Source organism: Microbacterium lacusdiani (assembly GCF_054779895.1).
In genome coordinates, this window is sequence record NZ_BAAGXJ010000029.1 from 122,077 (window position 1) to 141,302 (window position 19,226).

Consider the following 19,226-nt stretch of genomic DNA (forward strand, 5'->3'; position numbering starts at 1 on the left):
CCTATCCGATTCGCTCGCGGCGGCCGAGGATGCCCTGCGGCCGGACCAGAAGGATGATGATGAGGACCACGAGCGCGCCCGCGTAGCGCAGGTCGGCCGGGATCCAGAGGCTCGACGCCTCGACGAGGACGCCGATGATGATCGAGCCGACGAGCGCGCCGAACGCCGTGCCGAGGCCGCCGAGCGTGACCGCCGCGAACACGAGCAGCAGGATCTGCGCTCCCATGTCCCAGCGGATGCCGGGGCGGTAGTACGCGTACAGGATGCCCGCGAGGCCCGCGAGGGCGCCCGAGATGATCCAGACGACGCGCACCACACGGTCGACGTCGATGCCGCTGGCGGCGGCGAGCGACGGGTTGTCCGAGATCGCGCGGGTCGCCTTGCCGAGGCGGCTGCGGGTGAGCCACAGCGCGAACGCGACGATCACGACGATCGAGATGCCCATCGAGACCAGGTCGTTGAGCGTGGTGCTCACGGCCCCGCCGAGGGGGATCGACACGGACGGCACCATCGCCGGGAGCTGCTGCGTGTCGCCGCCGATGAAGAACTGGAACACGTACCGCAGCGCGAGCGACAGACCGATCGACAGGATCATCAGCTGCACGACGCCGACGCCCTTGCGGCGCAGCGGCCGCCAGATGCCGATGTCGAGCACGAGGCCGAGCAGGGCGCTCAGGACGATCGCGACGGGGATGCCCAGCCAGACCGGGAGGGCGAGCGACGCCGGTCCCACCAGGAACAGGGCCGCCACCGCGCCGAACGTCACCATCTCCGCGTGCGCGAAGTTGGAGATACCGGTCGTGCCGAACACGAGCGAGAGGCCGACCGCGGCGAGGCCGAGCATGAGGCCGAAGTTGAGGCCCAGCAGCAGACGCTGCAGCAGCTGGTCGAAGAAGCTCGTGACGTTGCGCTCGCCCTCGCCGATGAAGAAGTTCACGGTGAGGCGGCCGCCCTGGCCCATCTCGGCGGTCGTGACGTTCGGGGCGCCGTCGCCGTCCGTGTCCTCGACCACCGCGATGCCCTCGGGCAGGGTCTGCTCGTCGAGCGTGACCGTGTACTCGACGCCCTTCTCGGGCACCTTGACCGACCAGCGGCCCTCGTCGTTGGTCTCGACGTCCTGGACGCCGCCGGGTCCGTCGATGCTCAGCGCCACGCCCTCCAGGGGCTCGCCGTCGAGCTGGACGTTTCCGCTGATCGTGTACGGGTCCCCCTCGGCCGCATGGGCGGCGGTGGGCAGCAGCAGGGCCGCGAAGAGGGCGGCGAGGACGGTCGCGAGAGCGACGATCGCGCCAGATCGGGTACGCCTCGGGGAGGCGGTTCTGGGGTTCATGGATCCTCCGGTCCACGGGCGGCGGTGGGGTGGGCCGCCCGGGGTGGTATGAACGGGTCGTTCAAACGTAAGACCCTAATGTGTCCTGAACATTTCCTGATAGCGATCCGTGACCTTCGGGGGCGATCTGCTACCGGCTGGCCGATACCTTCCGAGCGTTCTGCTCCGCGGAATAGTTCCAGGGTCCGGAGCCTTAGAATCCGTATACGGGGGAGGATGTCATACCCGGGCTCCTCCCGCGATACGAGCGCACCCCAACTCGCATCGGCAGGAGAAGCGGCCCAATGACTGACCACGATCCGTTCGGCTTCGTCGGACTCACCTATGACGACGTCCTGCTCCTTCCGGGGCACACGGACGTGATCCCGAGCGAGGCCGACACGTCATCCCGCCTGACGCGCAACATCCGCGTCGCCGCTCCGCTCCTCTCGAGCGCGATGGACACCGTGACCGAGGCCCGCATGGCGATCGCCATGGCCCGCCAGGGCGGCATCGGCATCCTGCACCGCAATCTGTCTATCCACGACCAGGCCGCCGCGGTCGACCGCGTCAAGCGCAGCGAGTCGGGCATGATCACCGACCCGATCACGACGCACCCCGACGCGACGATCGCCGAGGTCGATGCCCTCTGCCGCAAGTACCGCATCTCGGGCCTGCCCGTCGTGGACACGGACGGCCGCCTGGTGGGCATCGTCACCAACCGCGACATGCGCTTCGTGTCGGAGTTCGAGCGCACCACGACGCTCGCGAAGGACGTCATGACGGCCGAGGGCCTCGTGACCGGCCACGTCGGCATCACGTCGGGCGAGGTCGTCGCGCTGTTCGCCAAGCACCGCGTCGAGAAGCTGCCGCTCATCGACGACGAGGGCAAGCTCGCCGGCCTCATCACCATCAAGGACTTCGACAAGAGCGAGAAGTACCCCAACGCCACGAAGGACCCGCAGGGCCGCCTGCGCGTCGGCGCCGCGATCGGCTTCTTCGGCGACGCGTGGGAGCGCGCCGAGGCGCTGCGCGACAAGGGCGTGGACGTGATCGTGGTCGACACGGCCAACGGCCAGTCGCAGGGCGTGATCGACATCGTCAAGCGCCTCAAGGCCGACCCGTCGTTCGCGCACATCGACATCGTCGGCGGCAACGTCGCCACCCGCGAGGGCGCCCAGGCGCTCATCGACGCGGGCGTCGACGCCGTCAAGGTCGGCGTGGGCCCGGGCTCCATCTGCACCACCCGCGTGGTCGCGGGCGTGGGCGTGCCGCAGATCACCGCGATCTACGAGGCGTCGCTCGCCGCGCGCCCGGCCGGCGTGCCGGTCATCGCGGACGGCGGGCTGCAGTACTCGGGCGACATCGCGAAGGCGCTCGTCGCCGGCGCCGACACCGTCATGCTCGGATCGCTGCTCGCCGGCACGGAGGAGTCGCCCGGCGACATCGTGTTCCAGGGCGGCAAGCAGTTCAAGATGTACCGCGGCATGGGCTCGCTCGGCGCGATGCAGACGCGCGGCAAGCAGACCTCGTACTCGAAGGACCGCTACTTCCAGGCCGACGTGCCGAGCGACGACAAGCTGATCCCCGAGGGCATCGAGGGTCAGGTCGCATACCGCGGCCCGCTCTCGGCCGTGGTCTACCAGCTGGTCGGCGGCCTGCGTCAGTCGATGTTCTACGTCGGCGCGCGCTCGATCGAGGAGCTCAAGGCGCGCGGCAAGTTCGTGCGCATCACCTCGGCGGGCCTCAAGGAGTCGCACCCCCACGACGTCCAGATCGTGGTCGAGGCGCCGAACTACAAGCGGTAGTACTTTCTCTCTCACGCCCGTCGCACGCTCGGGGCCCGCAAGCGGGCGCCCTCGCGAGCGACGAACGTCGCTTCGCTCCGTTCGGGCGTGAGGGCGCGCTTCGCGCGCGGGCCGCATCCGCGGCACGCTCGCTTCGCTCGCACGACGGTCGATGCGGGAGTCACAGGGGAGGGGTTCCGGAGTCTGCGGGGCGGGACTAGCCTGACCGGCATGTGCCGGAGCATCCACACCCTTCACAACTTCGAGCCGAAGGCGACCTCGGAGGAGGTGCACGCCGCGGCGCTGCAGTACGTGCGCAAGATCGCGGGCACGACCAAGCCGTCGAAGGCGAACAAGGACGCGTTCGACCACGCTGTGCACGAGATCGCGCACATCACGCAGCACCTGCTCGACGCGCTCGTGACCACCGCGCCGCCGAAGAACCGCGAGGTCGAGGCGGAGAAGGCGCGCGCCCGCGCCGCCGGCCGCTACGCGGCGTGATTCTCTTCTCACGCCCCCTCCCCGGAGGTCCGAGCCCGGTCGTTGAGCGGAGCGAGTCGAGGCCGCGGGCCCCGTTCCCGGGCGACGGTAGGCTGGAGCGGTGACCACGGAGATCGAGCTGGGCCGCGGCAAGCGGGCACGACGGGCGTACGCGTTCGACGACATCGCGGTGGTGCCGTCGCGCCGCACGCGCAACCCCGAGGACGTGTCGACCGACTGGTCGATCGATGCCTTCCACTTCGGCATCCCCGTGCTGGGCGCGCCGATGGACTCGGTGGTCAGCCCGCGCACCGCGATCATGCTGGGCCAGCTCGGCGGCCTGGGCGTGCTCGACCTCGAGGGCCTCTGGACCCGCTACGAGGACCCGGAGCCCCTGCTCGCCGAGATCGCGTCGCTGCCCGACGAGGTCGCCACGAGCCGGATGCAGCAGCTCTACGCCGCGCCGATCAAGCCCGAGCTGGTGACCGAGCGCATCAACGAGATCCGCGCCGCCGGCGTCACGGTCGCGGGAGCGCTCAGCCCGCAGCGTACGCAGGAGCTGTACGAGACGGTCGTCGCGGCCGGCGTCGACCTGTTCGTGATCCGCGGCACCACGGTGTCGGCCGAGCACGTCTCGAGCGAGGCCGAGCCCCTGAACCTCAAGAAGTTCATCTACGACCTGGATGTGCCGGTGATCGTGGGCGGCGCGTCCACCTACACGGCCGCGCTCCACCTCATGCGCACGGGCGCCGCGGGCGTGCTGGTCGGCTTCGGCGGCGGGGCCGCCTCGACCACGCGCACCACCCTGGGCATCCACGCGCCGATGGCGAGCGCGGTGGCCGACGTCGCCGGCGCGCGCCGCGACTACCTCGACGAGTCCGGCGGCCGCTACGTGCACGTGATTGCCGACGGCGGTGTGGGCACCTCGGGCGACGTCGTCAAGGCGCTCGCGATGGGCGCCGACGCGGTCATGCTCGGCGTCGCGCTCGCGCGCGCGACCGACGCCCCCGGCAAGGGCTTCCACTGGGGCCCCGAGGCGCACCACCCGAAGCTGCCGCGCGGCCGCCGCGTGAAGGTGCCGCAGGTCGGCACCCTCGAGGAGGTCCTGTACGGCCCGGCCGCGCAGGCCGACGGCACCGCGAACCTGATCGGCGCGCTGCGCAAGTCGATGGCCACGACCGGCTACTCCGACCTCAAGGAGTTCCAGCGCGTCGAGGTCGTCGTGGCTCCGTACGAGCGCGCCTGACCCGCCGCCCCCGACGTGACCGACCCTGACGCCGCGGGCGAGGCCGACGCACTGGTCTTCCCGCCCACGCTGCGGGAGGTCATGCTCCGGCCGCGGTGGATCGCGATGCTCGCGCTCTGCCTGGCCGTCGCGGGCGTGTTCGCCTGGCTCGGGCAGTGGCAGCTGTCCAGCGCGGTCGACACCGACCCGATGCCGGCCGGCGCGACCGAGGAGGTGCGCCCGATCGCCGAGGTGGTCGAGCCCGGGCAGTACCTCGAGGAGCCGCTGGTCGGCCAGCGCGTCGAGGTCGAGGGCCGCTGGGTGCCGCGCGACTTCATCGTCGTGTCGTCGCGCTTCAACGACGACGTCGAGGGGTTCTGGGTCACGGGGCAGCTGCGCGTCGAGGGTGCGGCCGAGCCCACCTCGCTCGCGGTGGCGATCGGATGGACCGAGACGCGCGAGCGGGCGGACGCCGCCGTCGCGGCCCTGGACGCGGCCGCGCGCTCCGGGGATGGCGCCGTCACGCTGACCGGGCGGATCATCTCCGACGAGGGCCCTGCCCTGCCGCCCGCGGGCGCGGACCCCCTCGAGCAGACCCGGATGTCGCCCGCCGCGCTGCTGAGCCGCTGGCACGAGGCCGACGGGTCGCCCGTCGCGCCGATCGACGTGTACCGGCCCTACCTGACGGCATCCGACCCCACCGGCGGCCTGGCGGACGCCGGTCTCGACGAGATCTCGTCGCCCGCGCCCGAGCTCGGCAGCCCGGTCAACTGGCTCAACGTCTTCTACGCCGCCGAGTGGGCGATCTTCGCGGGCTTCGCGTTCTACCTCTGGTACCGCCTCGCCAAGGACGCCTGGGAGCGCGAGGTCGAGGGCGACGTCGACCTCGACGAGGAGTAGGCCCGGGGCGGATCGGACGCCCAGCCGCCGCCGATAGACTGGTGTCCATGCCGCAGCCCAAGCTCGCCACCTTCCCGCAGATCCGGGGCGCGCTGCGGTTCTACCAGATCTGCTCCGTCATCACCGGCGTCGGCCTGCTGCTGCTCGTGGCCGAGATGATCCTGAAGTACACGCCCCTGCACGTGGAGCTCTTCCTCGGCGGCTCGGGCGGCTTCCTCTGGTTCGCCGACGTGATCGCGCAGGACTGCGTGTGGTACTCGCAGTTCGTGCCCGGCTCGACCGCCTGCGAGATGATCTCGACCGGCGACGGGATCAACCTGTCGCTCGGCATCCTGATCATCCACGGCTGGTTCTACGTCGTGTACCTGTTCGCCTGCTTCCGCGTGTGGAGCCTGATGCGGTGGCCGTTCGGCCGCTTCATCCTGCTCGCCGGCGGCGGCGTGATCCCCTTCCTCTCCTTCTTCATGGAAGTCCGCGTCGCTCGCGACGTGAAGCGCTATCTGGCCGAGCGCGAAGCCGCGGCCGCCGAGAAGGCCGCTGCCAAGGCCGCATCCCCACAGGAGGTCGCTTCGTGACCGAAGCCCGCACCGCCCCGTCCGGGGGCGACGTCTCCGACGACACCGCCCAGCGCCCCGTGCTGGTCGTCGACTTCGGCGCCCAGTACGCGCAGCTCATCGCGCGCCGCGTGCGCGAGGCCGGCGTGTTCAGCGAGCTGATCCCGCACACGGCCACGGCCGAGGAGATCGCCGCGCACGACCCGGTGGCGATCATCCTGTCGGGCGGTCCCTCGTCGGTGTACGAGCCCGGCGCCCCGACGCTCGACCCGAAGGTGTTCGAGCTCGGCGTCCCGACGCTCGGCATCTGCTACGGCTTCCAGGTGATGGCCCAGGCCCTGGGCGGCGAGGTCGCCAACACCGGCCTGCGCGAGTACGGCGCCACGGATGCCGCGCTCGTCGGCGACGGCGGCGTGCTGCTGGGCGGCCAGCCGGAGCAGCAGAACGTCTGGATGAGCCACGGCGACCAGGTCGCCCAGGCTCCGGAGGGCTTCGAGGTGCTCGCCTCGACCGCCGCGACCCCGGTCGCCGCGTTCGGCAACACGGAGAAGTGCTTCTACGGCGTGCAGTGGCACCCCGAGGTCAAGCACAGCGACTACGGCCAGAAGGTCATCGAGAACTTCCTGCACAAGGCGGCGGGCCTCCCCGCCGACTGGAACGCGGGCAACGTGATCGCCGAGCAGGTCGAGCGCATCCGCCGGCAGATCGGCTCCGCGCGCGTGATCTCGGCCCTGTCGGGCGGCGTGGACTCGGCCGTCTCCACCGCGCTCGTGCACCGCGCGGTCGGCGACCAGCTCACCGCCGTGTTCGTGGACCACGGGCTCCTCCGCAAGGGCGAGCGCGAGCAGGTCGAGAAGGACTACGTCGAGTCGACGGGCGTGCGCCTCATCACGGTCGACGCCGAGGACACGTTCCTCGGCCACCTCGCGGGCGTCACCGACCCCGAGGAGAAGCGCAAGATCATCGGCCGCGAGTTCATCCGCGCGTTCGAGAAGGTGCAGAAGGACCTCATCCGCGAGGCCGCGGCCGAGGGCGAGCCCATCAAGTTCCTCGTGCAGGGCACGCTGTACCCCGACGTCGTCGAGTCGGGCGGCGGCACCGGCACCGCGAACATCAAGAGCCACCACAACGTCGGCGGCCTGCCCGAGGACCTCGAGTTCGAGCTCGTCGAGCCGCTCCGGACGCTGTTCAAGGACGAGGTCCGCGCGATCGGCCGCGAGCTCGGCATCCCCGAGGCGATCGTCGGTCGCCAGCCCTTCCCGGGCCCGGGCCTCGGCATCCGGATCATCGGCGAGGTCACGCGCGAGCGCCTCGAGATCCTGCGCGAGGCCGACGCGATCGCCCGCGAGGAGCTCACCAAGGCCGGTCTGGACGGCGAGATCTGGCAGTGCCCCGTGGTGCTGCTCGCGGATGTCCGCTCGGTGGGCGTGCAGGGCGACGGCCGCACGTACGGCCACCCGATCGTGCTGCGCCCCGTCTCGAGCGAGGACGCCATGACCGCCGACTGGACGCGCCTGCCGTACGACGTCCTGTCGAAGATCTCGAACCGCATCACGAACGAGGTGCGCGAGGTCAACCGCGTCGTGCTCGACGTCACGTCGAAGCCCCCGGGGACGATCGAGTGGGAGTGATCCCGCCCCTTTCGTGAGAGCACGTGTCCTGAGCGAGGACACGTGCTCTCTGCGTCGAGAGGGCGTGTCGTCGCTGACAACACGTGTTGTGAGGGGCCGGGGGAGGGGCGCCCGCGGCTCAGGGGGCGCGCTCGCCCAGGAGGACCTCGCGCTGGGCGGCGGACTCCGCCACGATGGCCTCCATCACGGCCGCGACGGCGGGCCGCCGCCAGCTCTCGAGATGCACCACGGCGAAGTAGGGGAGGCGGTCGTGCACCTCATCCGGCAGCAGCCGCACGAGATCCGGGTGCCGCGACGCCATGAAGCAGGGCAGGAAGCCGATCCCCGCACCCGCGCGGGTGGCCTCGAGGTGCACGAACACGTTGGTCGAGGTCAGCGCGTCGCGGATCCCGGGCAGCAGCCGGCGGGGCGCGTCGAGCGCGTCGACCTGCAGCATCGAGTCGACGAAGTAGACCAGGCGGTGCCCGAGCGCCTCCTCGACCGACGCGGGCGCGCCGTGGCGCGCCACGTAGTCGCGCGACGCGTACAGCCCGAGCGCGTACTCGCCGAGCTTCACCGCGCGGGCGCGGCTGACCTGCGGGGTGCCGACGACCACCTCGATGTCGACGCCGGAGCGGTGCTGCGCGGCCAGGCGCGTGACCGTGACGATCTCGACCGAGAGATCCGGATGCCTCTCCCGCAGCCGGGCGATCGCCGGGGACGCGATGTAGGCGGCGAAGCCGTCGGTCGTCGACATCCGCACGACGCCCGTCACCATGTCCTGCTCGCTCTCGTCGCCGCCCAGCGCGGACATGGCCGCGGCGATCGTCTCGCCGGCGCGCACCGCGCGCTCGCCCAGCCGTGTGAGCTCCCAGCCGTCGGCGCCGCGCACCAGTACGCGCCCGCCCAGGGCGTGGTCGAGCGCCGCGATGTTGCGGGCCACCGTGGTGTGGGTGAGGCCCAGCGCCTGCGCCGCGGTCGTGTACCGGCCGGAGCGAGCGACCTCGAGCAGCACGAGCAGGTGCTCGGGGGAGGGCGCGGGCGACGGTGCGGGCATGGAGGCCACGGTACCCGCGGATGTGCAGAATCGTTCACCGCGTGTGCCGAGTTGACCATTGTGTGCACATGCGGGGATCGCGAGGATCGTGACGTCACGCGACCCGTGACCCGCGCACCGGCAGAGCGGCCGGCGCGACGTCGATGAAGACGACCCAGGAGGATCCCATGGCTGCCGACAGCGCGCCGTCCACATCCGCACCCGCCCGCGACCATTCCCTGCTGCGCAGGGTGGTGGCCGCCTCGATGGCGGGCACCGTGGTCGAGTGGTACGACTTCTTCCTGTACTCGACCGCGTCGGCGCTGGTCTTCTCGAAGGTGCTGCTGCCGCAGATGGGCAACGTCTACGACGGCATCATCGCCGCCTTCGTGACGTACGCGGTCGGCTTCGCGGCCCGTCCGCTCGGCGGCATCGTGTTCGGCCACATCGGCGACCGCCTGGGCCGGAAGCACACCCTGCAGCTGACCATCATGCTGATCGGCGTCGCCACGGTGCTGATGGGATGCCTGCCCACGTACCAGCAGATCGGCGTCGCCGCCCCGATCGCGCTCGTGCTGCTGCGCTTCGTGCAGGGCCTGGCGCTCGGCGGCGAGTGGGGCGGCGCGGTGCTGCTGGTCGGCGAGCACGCCCCGGACGACCGGCGCGCGACCTGGACGGCCTGGCCGCAGGCCGCCGTGCCGGTCGGCAATCTGCTCGCCACGCTCGTGATGGGCGTGATGTCGGGCCTGCTCAGCGAGGAGGCGTTCCTCGGCTGGGGCTGGCGCGTCGCGTTCTGGCTCTCGGCCCTCGTCGTGCTCGTCGGGTACTGGATCCGCACGACCGTGTCCGAGTCGCCCCTGTTCGAGGCCGCGCGCAGCGAGCAGTCCGCCGAGAAGTCAGCCGGCTACGGCGTCGTCGAGGTGCTGCGCCGCTACCCGCGCCAGGTGCTGATCGGGATGGGCCTGCGGTTCGCGGAGAACATCATGTACTACCTGGTCGTGGCCTTCTCGATCGTGTACCTGAAGGAGGGGCTCGGGATGGACACCACGTCGGTGCTGGGCCTGATCGCGATCGCGCACGTCAGCCACTTCGTCGTGATCCTCGCCGCGGGGCGGGCGATCGACGCGCTCGGCCGCAAGCCGGTGTACCTCGCCGGTGCCATCCTCGGCGGCACGTGGGGCTTCTGGGCATTCCCGCTGCTGGGCACCATGAGCACGCCGCTCATCCTCGGCGCGATCATCGTGGGCCTCGCGTTCCACGCCATGATGTACGCCGGCCAGCCCGCGATCATGGCCGAGATGTTCCCGACCCGCACCCGGTACTCCGGGGTGTCGATCTCGTACCAGGTGACGTCGATCTTCGCGGGCTCGCTCGCGCCGATCCTCGCGACCACGTGGCTGCGGGACACGGGGTCGTGGGTGCCGACAGCGGTGTACCTGCTGGTCGCGGGCGCCGTCACGGCCGTCGCGGTGCTGATGCTGCGCGAGACGAAGGGGGCCTCCCTGACCGAGCTCGACGCCGCCGATGCGGCGCGGCGCGAGCGGGTGCCGGCGTGACGGATCCCGCGGCGACGCTCGCCGGCCGGAAGGCGCTCGTCACGGGCGGCGCCTCCGGCATCGGCGAGGCCGTCGCCGCCGAGCTCGCGGCCCGCGGCGCGCACGTCACGGTCGCGGACGTCGCCGCCGACGCCGCCGAGCGCGTCGCGGAGCGGATCGGCGGCACCGCCTGGGCCGTGGACCTGTCGGACACGACGGCGCTCGACGACCTGTCGCTCGACGTGGACGTCCTGGTCAACAACGCGGGCATCCAGCACGTCCGGCCCCTCGAGGAGTTCGAGCCGCACGCGTTCCGGCGCCTGCACGCGATCATGCTGGTCGCGCCGTTCCTGCTGATGCGGGCGGCGCTGCCGGGGATGTACGCGCGGGGCTGGGGGCGGATCGTGAACATCTCGTCGGTGCACGGGCTGGTCGCCTCGCCGTACAAGAGCGCGTACGTGTCGGCCAAGCACGGCCTCGAGGGGCTCAGCAAGGTCGCCGCGCTCGAGGGCGGTCCGCACGGCGTCACGAGCGTGTGCGTCAACCCCGGCTACGTGCGCACGCCGCTCGTCGAGAAGCAGATCGCGGATCAGGCCGCCGTCCACGGCATCGGCGAGGACGAGGTGCTGGAGCGCGTGCTGCTGGCCGAGCAGGCCGTCAAGCGCCTGGTCGAGCCGCACGAGGTCGCGTCCCTCGTCGGCTGGCTGACGGGACCGGACGGCGCGATGGTCTCGGGCGGCTCCTGGACCATGGACGGGGGCTGGAGCGCCAAGTGATCTCACACCCCGCCGCCGCGGCGGGTGAGGGAATCTGTCGCTGCCTGTAACGTGCGGGCGCGCGTGGGCGTAACGACCGTGGGCGATCCTGGGGGGGACGACCCAGCCCCCGAGGAGTCCCGCCATGTCGTACGTGAAGCCCGCCGAACTGATCACGCAGATGATCGACGCCGGCGAGTCCAAGGTCCTGATGTCGACGCGCGACACCCTGATCCGCGCCTTCATGGGCGGCGCGACGCTGACCATCGCGGCCGCGTTCGCGGTGACCGTGTCGACGAACACGGGGCAGCCGCTGATCGGCGCGCTGCTGTTCCCGGTCGGGTTCGTGCTGCTGTACCTGCTCGGCTACGACCTGCTCACGGGCGTGTTCACGCTGGCTCCGCTCGCGCTGTTCGACCGTCGCCCCGGCGTCACGCTCGGCGGCATCGGGCGCAACTGGGGCCTCGTGTTCCTCGGCAACTTCGGCGGCGCCTTCACGGTCGCGGTGCTGATGGCGATCTACTTCACGTACGGCTTCACGACCGAGCCGAGCGCCGTCGGGCAGGCGATCGGCGAGATCGGCCACGGCCGCACCGTCGGCTACGCGGAGCACGGCTTCGGCGGCATGCTGACCCTGTTCGTCCGCGCGATGCTCTGCAACTGGATGGTCTCGATGGGCGTGGTCGCGGCGATGATCTCGACCACCGTGACGGGCAAGGTCCTCGCGATGTGGCTGCCCATCATGCTGTTCTTCTACATGGGCTTCGAGCACTCGATCGTGAACATGTTCCTGTTCCCCGTAGGCCTGCTGATGGGCGCCGAGTTCACGCTGATGGACTACCTGATCTGGAACGAGATCCCGACCGTGCTGGGCAACCTGGTCGGGGGCCTGAGCTTCGTGGGGCTGATGATCTTCGCCACGCACGGCCGCACCGCGCCCAAGCGCGTCGTGCTCACCCGCCCGAACGGCAAGAGCTTCGCCGCGTCGCCGACCCGCGTCCCGGCCCACATGGCCGACCAGGCGCGCGACTGACTTTCGGGATAACCCGAACGGGAGCGGGGGCTCCCTCGGCGGTGCGGCGAACGCCTCCGGCCTAGCTTGGAGGCATGACCTCACAGCCCACCTCCGCTCCCGCCCGCCGGCTGCCCGCGCACGCGTCGCCGGCGCGGCTCGCCGGGGCCGCGGCCCACCTCGCGGCGCTCGGCGTCGTCGGTCCGATCGCCGCCACGATCCTCGCCACGCTGTTCGGCCTCGGGCTGGGCCTGCTGCCCGTGCTCGGCATCGGCCTCGTCTTCCTCCTCGCCTTCGTCTACGGCCTGTTCGTCGTCGCCGCCCTCGAGACCGCCCGCATCGACGGGCTCTACGCGGCCGGCCTGCCCCCGCTGCGCGTACGGCGGGCGCCGCGCCCCGGCTTCGGCGGGTTCCTGCGGATGGTGTGGGCGCAGTTCACCGACCCGGCCATGTGGCGCGCGCTCGCGAATGCGGCCGTCGCCACCATCCTCGGCATGCTGCTCCTCCCCGTGGCGGCGCTGCTCGCATCGAGCGTCGCGCTCGCCTTCTCGCCGCTCTACGCGACCGAGGGCGTCGCGAGACTCGCGGTGTTCGACCTGCTCGACCTCGACATCCCCACCGCGTGGGCGCCGCTCGTCGGCATCCTCGGCTTCCTCGCCGCCGCGGCGGCCGTCGTCGGGCTGGCTCTCCTGCACGGCGTGCTGGCGCGGGTCATCATCGTCCCGGCCCGCGAGGCGCAGCTGGCCGAGCAGGCCCGGGTGTCCGACGCGCAGCGCGCCGGCGCCATGCGCGCCTCCGAGGTGGAGCGCACGCGCATCGAGCGCGATCTCCACGACGGCGTGCAGCCCCGGCTCGTCTCGGTCGGGATGACCCTGGGCCTGGCCCAGCAGAAGATCGCCAGCGACCCGGACGCCGCCCGCGCGCTCATCGAGGAGGCGCACACCTCCACGAAGGCCGCCATCACCGAGCTGCGGCAGCTGGCGCGCGGCATCCACGCATCCGTGCTCGATGACCGGGGGCTCGACGCGGCGCTGTCCGCGCTCGCCGGCCGCTCGCACATCCCCGTGCACCTCGACGTGCGCATCGACGGGCGCTGCAGCCGCGACGCCGAGGCGGCCGTGTACTTCGCGATCGCCGAGTCGCTCACGAACGCGGCCAAGCACTCGCGCGCCGGCGGATGCCGCGTCACGGTGCGCCGACGCGAGGACGGCACGCTGTGGGCCCGCGTCGAGGACGACGGCCTGGGCGGCGCCCGCATCCTGCCCGGCGGCGGCCTCGACGGCATCTCGAACCGCGTGCTCGCCGCCGGCGGCACGTTCCGCCTCGACAGCCCGCAGGGCGGGCCGACGGCTCTGGAGGTGAGCGTCTCGTGCGCATCCTGATCTGCGAGGACTCCGTCCTGCTGCGCGAGGGCCTCGTGCGCCTGCTCGAGGACGGCGGCCACACGGTCGTCGCCTCGCTCGCCGACACCGCCGGCCTCACCGAGGCGGTCGACGAGTACGACCCCGAGCTGTGCATCCTCGACGTGCGGCTCCCGCCGACGTTCACCGACGAGGGCATCCGCGCCGCGCTCGAGCTGCGCTCCCGCCGCCCGCACCTTCCCGTGCTCGTGCTGTCGCAGTACGTCGAGGAGCGCTACGCCAGCGAGCTCATCACGAGCCCGGGAGGCGCGCTCGGCTACCTGCTCAAGGACCGCGTGGCCGACGTGTCCGAGTTCCTCGAGTCGGTCGATCGCATCGGCCAGGGCGCCACGGTGCTCGACCCCGAGGTGGTCGCGCAGCTGCTCACGCGGCGGCGGCAGGACGACCGGATGGCGCACCTCACGGAGCGCGAGCGCCAGGTGCTCGCCCTGATCGCCGAGGGCAAGTCCAACCAGGCCATCGCGTCGCTGCTCTTCCTCTCCGAGGGGAGCATCGAGAAGCACATCACCTCGATCTTCCAGAAGCTGGGCCTCGAGCCCGACGAATCCGGCAATCGTCGCGTGCTCGCGGCGCTGGCCCACATCGAACGGAGCGGCGGATCGCCGCAGACAGGATCGGCACGATGAACGACATGCTCACCCCTCCCGCGGCCCCAGCGGCCCCCGCGGCCCCCACGCCTCCGCCCCCGTCCGGGACGAGCCCCGGCGGCGCCGGCCGCGTGGTATCCATCCTCGCGATCGTCCTGGGCGCGCTCATCCTGCTCGGCACCGTGACCGGCGCCGTGGTGGGAACGGTCCGCGACGCCCTGCGCCAGAGCGGCACGTGGACCGCCGACGCGAGCGGCGTCAGATCGCTCGACGTCGAGGCGGCCGCCTCGCTCGTGACGATCGAGTTCGGCGACGTCGACGAGGCCGTTCTCGAGGTCACCGACGCGCGGCGCGGCGACTGGCGGCTCGAGCGCGACGGCGACCGGCTCGTGCTGCGCAGCCCGGACCGGATGTTCGGCTGGGGCCCCGACTGGACGTGGGGTGGCTGGGGCGACGACGGCGAGACCGCCGTGCTGACGCTGCCCGAGAGCCTGCGCGACAGCGGGCTCGACGCCGACCTCGCGCTGTCGGCCGGCGAGCTGCGGGCCGACGGCGAGTTCGGCCGGCTGGCGCTCGAGCTCGGCGGCGGCGCGATGCATGTGACCGGCTCGGCCGAGACGCTGCACGCCGACGTGAGCGCGGGGCAGACCCAGATCGACCTGGAGGGCGTGACCGAGGCCACCTTCACGGTGTCGGCCGGGCGCCTGTTCGGCGACCTGACGGGCGACGCACCGGACGCGGTCGCGATCGACGTCAGCGCCGGATCCCTCGAGCTCGAGCTGCCCGACGACGAGTACGACGTGCGCTCGGACGTGTCGGCCGGCTCGTTCGACAACGGCCTGGACGTCGCCGCCTCCGCGCCGCACGAGGTCACGGTCGAGGTCTCCGCCGGCCGCGTGCAGCTCACCGAGGGCGACTGACGCCGCACCGCGCGCATCCCGTTCTGCTGTCGGCGGAACGGGATGCGCGCGTCCGCGCCCGCGCCTACCGTGAGGCCATGGCCGAGCTGCTGCCCCTGCGGAAGTCCCCGACCGTCGCGCCCGCGGAGCCGGATCCGCTGTGGCGCCACCTGGCGGCGACCGGCTGCGGCGCATGCGACGCGAGCGGGGTGAGACCCTCGCCGAGGTCGCGCGCCGGGCGGGCATCTCGGTGCAGTACCTCTCCGAGATCGAGCGGGGCCGCAAGGAGCCCTCGAGCGAGATGGTCGCGGCCGTGCTGGGGGCGCTGGGCGGCACGCTGCTCGACCTGACGGCCGGCATCGCCGAGGACCTGCGCGCCGCAGCCCCGGATCGCGCGATCCACGGCGTCGCGCTGTCGGCCGGGGCGCTGGCGCTCGCCGCCTGAGCGGCGCCTCTGCCCACGGCGGATCGGCCCACGGCGGATCCGGCCCCGCGGCGGCCCGCCGCGGCGCACGCTGGGCGCATGGCTGACGAACCGAAGATCCCGCAGTTCACCCCCGAGGCCCGCCGCGAGCTCGCGCACCGCCGCGTGCTGATGCTCGACGGGCCGCTCGACGACGACAACGGCACCCTGCTGGCGACGCAGCTGCTCGCGCTCGCCGCGGAGGATCCGGTCTCCGACATCGCGCTCTGGATCCACTCGCCCGGAGGATCGGTCGCGTCGATGCTCGCGATCCGCGACATCATGCGGCTGGTGCCGTGCGACGTGTCGACCCTCGCGATCGGCATGGCGGCCAGCGCGGGCCAGTTCCTGCTCACCGCCGGCACTCCGGGAAAGCGCCGCGCGCTGCCGCACGCGCGCATCCTGCTGCACCAGGGCTCGGCCGGCATCGGCGGCACCGCGGTCGACGTGGAGCTCCAGGCCGAGGACCTGCGGCACATGCGCGACACGGTGCTCGGGATCACGGCCGCGGACACGGGCCAGCCGCTCGAGCGCGTGTTCGAGGACTCGCTCCACGACCACTGGTACACGGCCGGCGAGGCCCTGGAGTACGGGTTCATCGACGCGATCGTGGAGCGCTTCGACGAGATCATGCCGCGCCCGCGGTCCCGCATCGGGATCGGCGCCGACGTGCGGACGGAGGCCGCGTGATGTCCACCTGCCCCATCCCCAACGTGATCGCGCGGGACCCGCGCGGCGAGCGCATCCTCGACGTGTACTCGCACCTGCTGTCGGAGGGCGTGGTGTACCTCGGCACGGCGATCGACGCCGGCGTCGCGAACGCGCTCATCGCGCAGCTGCTCCACCTGGAGGCCGACGCCCCCGACCGCGAGATCCAGCTCTATCTCAACTGCGAGGGCGGCGATCCCTCGGCCATGCTCGCGATCCACGACACGATGCGGTACATCCGGCCGGACGTCGCGACGACGTGCGTCGGCCAGGCGGTCGGCGCGGGCGCCGTGCTGCTGGCCGCCGGGGCCGCGGGGCGCCGGGCGATCCTGCCGCACGCGCGCGTCGTGCTGCACCAGCCCGGCGCGCAGAGCCGGGGAGCCATCCCGGACCTGATCCTGCACGCCGACGAGCTCGTGCGCGTGCGGGGCGACATGGAGGAGATCCTCGCCGCGCACACGGGACGCACGCGCGAGCAGCTGCGGCACGACACCGACCGGGACCGCGTGTTCACGGCCGCGGCGGCGGTGGAGTACGGGCTCGTCGACCGGGTGCTGGCGCGCCGCGAGTGACGTCACCCGGCGGCGGCGGGGCAGGATGGTCGCATGACGACCACCTCCTATCGGATGCGCGACCGGATCATCCGGGACCACACCGTGACCGTGCCGCTCGACTGGTCCGCTCCGGACGACAGCCGGACCATCGAGGTCTTCGCGCGGGAGGTGGCGGACGTCGAGCGCGCGGACGCGCCCGTGCTGGTGTTCCTGCAGGGCGGCCCGGGCGGCAAGGGGCCCCGGCCCATGCCCGGCGGCGACTGGATCGACGAGGTGCTGCACACGCACCGCGTGCTGCTGCTCGACCAGCGCGGCACGGGCCGCTCCACGCGGATCGAGACCTCGTCGGTCGCGGGGCTGACGCCGGAGGAGGGCGCGGAGCTCCTCATGAAGTTCCGCGCCGAGCAGATCGTCGGCGACCTCGAGCACATCCGCCGCGAGATCTACGGCGGCGTGCGCTGGGAGACGCTCGGGCAGAGCTACGGCGGGTTCCTCACGCTCACGTACCTGTCGCTGCACCCGGAGGCGCTGTCGGCCGCGTACGTCACGGGCGGCCTGACCTCGTTCGAGCCCGACGCGACCGACGTCTACCGGCGCACGCTGCCCCGCGTGGCGGCCAAGACCGCCGAGTTCTACCGGCGCTATCCGCAGGACGCCGAAACGGTCGCGCGCATCGTCGACGTCGTCGAGGGCTCGGACGTGCGCCTGCCCAGCGGCGACCGGCTCACGGCGCGGCGCCTGCAGACGCTGGGCATCGAGTTCGGGATGCAGCCCGGCTATGACCGCGTGCACTGGATGCTCGACGAGGCGTTCAGCGTGCGGGGGCGGCTGAGCGAGAGCTTCCTCGCCGAGGTCGACGCGCACACCCAGTACTGGGGCGCACCGCTGTACGCACTGCTGCAGGAGGAGATCTACGCCGACGGTCCGGGCGCCACGGCGTGGGCCGCCGACCGCGTGCGCGCCGAGCTCGGCGGATTCGAGGCGGCCGGCGCGCCCGTGCCGTTCACGGGGGAGATGTTCTTCCCGTGGCAGTACGACGAGATCGCGTCGCTGCGGCCGTTCCGCGACGCCGCTCACGCGCTCGCCGAGCGGGAGGACCATCCGCGCCTCTACGACCCGGACCGGCTGCGCCGAAACGAGGTGCCGCTCGCGGCGGCCATGTACTACGACGACATGTACGTCGACTTCGGCTACGCGAAGGACACCGCCGACGCGATGCCGAACACCTACCTCTGGGTCACGAACGAGTACGAGCACGACGGCCTGCGCCAGGACACCCGCGTCGTCCGCACGCTCATCGACCGCGTGATCGCCGAGGGTGGGCCGCTGCAGTAGCGCCTCAGCACCCGCGCGGCGGCCGCGAGGGCACCCACGGTCCCACGCCCTGGGCGCGCCCCCGCGGCACGAGGAAGGGCCGCCCCATCCGGGACGGCCCTTCTTCGTGAAGCGGTGCGTCAGTCGTTGCCGCGCAGGATCGCGAGGATGCGCAGGATCTCGACGTAGATCCAGACGACGGTCGAGACGATGCCGAACGAGGCCTTCCAGCCGAGCTTGCGCGGCGCGCCGTTGCGGGCGCCGGTCTGCACGAACTCGAAGTCCATGACGAGCGAGTAGGCGCCCATCAGCACGGCGAGCACGCCGATGATGACGCCGAGCGGGATGCCCATGATCTCGGCCGAGCGCATGCCCCAGGCGAGGTCGCTGAACGGGCCGCCGAAGACCATGAAGCCCAGGTTCAGCAGGCTGAAGGCGAGGTAGCCGAGCATCGCGACCATGAAGATCTTGGTCATGCGGGGCGACGTGCGCACCTTGCCGTTGGCGAACAGCGCGAGCGTGACGCCGACCACCGCGACGGTCGCCAGCGTGGCCTGCAGCACGATGCCGGGGTAGACGTACTCCATGATCATGGAGAAGGCGCCGATGAAGAGGCCCTCGAACGCGGCGTAGCCGAGCACCAGCGCGGCGCCGGGCATGCGCTTGAACGCGTTGACGAGGCCGAGCGCGAGGCCGCCGAGCAGGCCGACGAGCGCGAGGCCCATGCCCATGCCGGGGTTGAAGGCGGTCGCGAACCAGCCGACGACGCCCGTGACGAGCAGGACGCCGAACGACGCGAGCGTCTTGTGGATGGTGTCCTCGACCGTCATGCGGCCGGTGTCGACCGAGCTCGCGGCCGGGGCCGCGTACATGCCCTCGAGGCGCTCGGCGGGCGGCGGCACGAGTCCGGTCTGGCCCGCGAGAGGGCCGCCGGGGTAGGTCTGCGCGGCGTACGACGGCGCCTGCGGCGGGCGCGTGTCAGTGTGGAACGCGGGGTCCGTGAATCCGAACTTGGCCATGATGGTCAGCTCCAAATGGTTGCGGGACAGCGGTGTGAAGGCTGTGGTTCCACAGTAC

19 protein-coding genes are annotated in these 19,226 nt (G+C 72.0%); 16 read left to right on the forward strand and 3 right to left on the reverse strand.

The genetic code is table 11. From position 1 onward, the window contains the following. Position 1 precedes the first annotated feature (1 nt). Positions 2-1,330 (reverse strand): branched-chain amino acid ABC transporter permease, encoded by a 1,329-nt coding sequence (locus ACYVGN_RS12950; protein WP_460791244.1) that lies wholly within the window; start codon positions 1,328-1,330, stop codon positions 2-4. A gap of 284 nt (positions 1,331-1,614) precedes the next feature. Between ACYVGN_RS12950 and guaB the strand changes: the two genes are divergently transcribed. The 6 genes from guaB to guaA all read left to right on the forward strand — a co-directional run bounded on the left by guaB (position 1,615) and on the right by guaA (position 7,886). Then, a complete protein-coding gene (gene guaB / locus ACYVGN_RS12955) occupies positions 1,615-3,117 on the forward strand; it encodes an IMP dehydrogenase (protein ID WP_460791246.1) in 1,503 nt (500 codons plus the stop codon). Positions 3,118-3,327: 210 nt separating this feature from the next. Next, complete coding sequence (locus ACYVGN_RS12960) at positions 3,328-3,597, forward strand: DUF2277 domain-containing protein (RefSeq protein WP_134746014.1); 270 nt, start codon at positions 3,328-3,330, stop codon at positions 3,595-3,597. Positions 3,598-3,697: 100 nt separating this feature from the next. Further along, positions 3,698-4,822, forward strand: coding sequence for a GuaB3 family IMP dehydrogenase-related protein (locus ACYVGN_RS12965; RefSeq protein ID WP_055992318.1), 1,125 nt, complete (start codon positions 3,698-3,700; stop codon positions 4,820-4,822). 81 nt (positions 4,823-4,903) lie between these two features. Continuing rightward, positions 4,904-5,701 (forward strand): SURF1 family protein, encoded by a 798-nt coding sequence (locus ACYVGN_RS12970; protein WP_082543153.1) that lies wholly within the window; start codon positions 4,904-4,906, stop codon positions 5,699-5,701. Positions 5,702-5,748: 47 nt separating this feature from the next. Further along, positions 5,749-6,276: a DUF3817 domain-containing protein gene (locus ACYVGN_RS12975; protein ID WP_055992321.1), complete on the forward strand. Its 528-nt coding sequence runs from the start codon at positions 5,749-5,751 to the stop codon at positions 6,274-6,276. Further along, positions 6,273-7,886: a glutamine-hydrolyzing GMP synthase gene (gene guaA, locus ACYVGN_RS12980; protein ID WP_460791249.1), complete on the forward strand. Its 1,614-nt coding sequence runs from the start codon at positions 6,273-6,275 to the stop codon at positions 7,884-7,886. Before ACYVGN_RS12975 ends, guaA begins: the two co-directional genes overlap by 4 nt. 118 nt (positions 7,887-8,004) lie before the next feature. Here the strand turns inward: guaA and ACYVGN_RS12985 are convergent, their stop codons facing one another. Continuing rightward, a complete protein-coding gene (locus ACYVGN_RS12985) occupies positions 8,005-8,922 on the reverse strand; it encodes a LysR family transcriptional regulator (RefSeq protein ID WP_460791251.1) in 918 nt (305 codons plus the stop codon). Positions 8,923-9,089: 167 nt separating this feature from the next. Here ACYVGN_RS12985 and ACYVGN_RS12990 point away from each other — a divergent pair, with 167 nt between their 5' ends. The 10 genes from ACYVGN_RS12990 (at position 9,090) to ACYVGN_RS13035 (ending at position 18,170) form a co-directional block, all read left to right on the forward strand. Then, positions 9,090-10,457: an MFS transporter gene (locus ACYVGN_RS12990; protein ID WP_460791253.1), complete on the forward strand. Its 1,368-nt coding sequence runs from the start codon at positions 9,090-9,092 to the stop codon at positions 10,455-10,457. After that, positions 10,454-11,212, forward strand: coding sequence for a 3-hydroxybutyrate dehydrogenase (locus ACYVGN_RS12995; protein WP_460791255.1), 759 nt, complete (start codon positions 10,454-10,456; stop codon positions 11,210-11,212). Before ACYVGN_RS12990 ends, ACYVGN_RS12995 begins: the two co-directional genes overlap by 4 nt. 124 nt (positions 11,213-11,336) lie before the next feature. Next, the gene (locus ACYVGN_RS13000; protein WP_055992333.1) at positions 11,337-12,224 is read left to right on the forward strand and encodes a formate/nitrite transporter family protein; all 888 of its coding nucleotides are present in this window, start codon (positions 11,337-11,339) and stop codon (positions 12,222-12,224) included. 74 nt (positions 12,225-12,298) lie between these two features. After that, a complete protein-coding gene (locus tag ACYVGN_RS13005) occupies positions 12,299-13,585 on the forward strand; it encodes a sensor histidine kinase (protein ID WP_460791256.1) in 1,287 nt (428 codons plus the stop codon). Further along, entirely contained in the window at positions 13,573-14,250 is a 678-nt protein-coding gene (locus ACYVGN_RS13010) for a response regulator (protein ID WP_055992339.1), read from the forward strand. Before ACYVGN_RS13005 ends, ACYVGN_RS13010 begins: the two co-directional genes overlap by 13 nt. A gap of 92 nt (positions 14,251-14,342) precedes the next feature. Beyond that, positions 14,343-15,131 (forward strand): hypothetical protein, encoded by a 789-nt coding sequence (locus tag ACYVGN_RS13015; RefSeq protein WP_460791258.1) that lies wholly within the window; start codon positions 14,343-14,345, stop codon positions 15,129-15,131. A 172-nt stretch (positions 15,132-15,303) separates the two neighbouring features. Beyond that, complete coding sequence (locus ACYVGN_RS13020; RefSeq protein ID WP_460791260.1) at positions 15,304-15,555, forward strand: helix-turn-helix domain-containing protein; 252 nt, start codon at positions 15,304-15,306, stop codon at positions 15,553-15,555. Between the two features lie 78 nt (positions 15,556-15,633). Continuing rightward, positions 15,634-16,263, forward strand: a complete 630-nt coding sequence (locus ACYVGN_RS13025) for a ClpP family protease (RefSeq protein WP_460791261.1) — start codon at positions 15,634-15,636, stop codon at positions 16,261-16,263. After that, a complete protein-coding gene (locus ACYVGN_RS13030) occupies positions 16,263-16,853 on the forward strand; it encodes a ClpP family protease (protein WP_460791262.1) in 591 nt (196 codons plus the stop codon). The genes ACYVGN_RS13025 and ACYVGN_RS13030 overlap by 1 nt, the downstream gene beginning before the upstream one ends. 33 nt (positions 16,854-16,886) lie before the next feature. Next, entirely contained in the window at positions 16,887-18,170 is a 1,284-nt protein-coding gene (locus tag ACYVGN_RS13035) for an alpha/beta fold hydrolase (RefSeq protein WP_460791264.1), read from the forward strand. A 119-nt stretch (positions 18,171-18,289) separates the two neighbouring features. Here ACYVGN_RS13035 and ACYVGN_RS13040 read toward each other — a convergent pair whose 3' ends face one another. After that, positions 18,290-19,168, reverse strand: coding sequence for a Bax inhibitor-1/YccA family protein (locus ACYVGN_RS13040; protein WP_460791266.1), 879 nt, complete (start codon positions 19,166-19,168; stop codon positions 18,290-18,292). Positions 19,169-19,226: the final 58 nt, after the last annotated feature.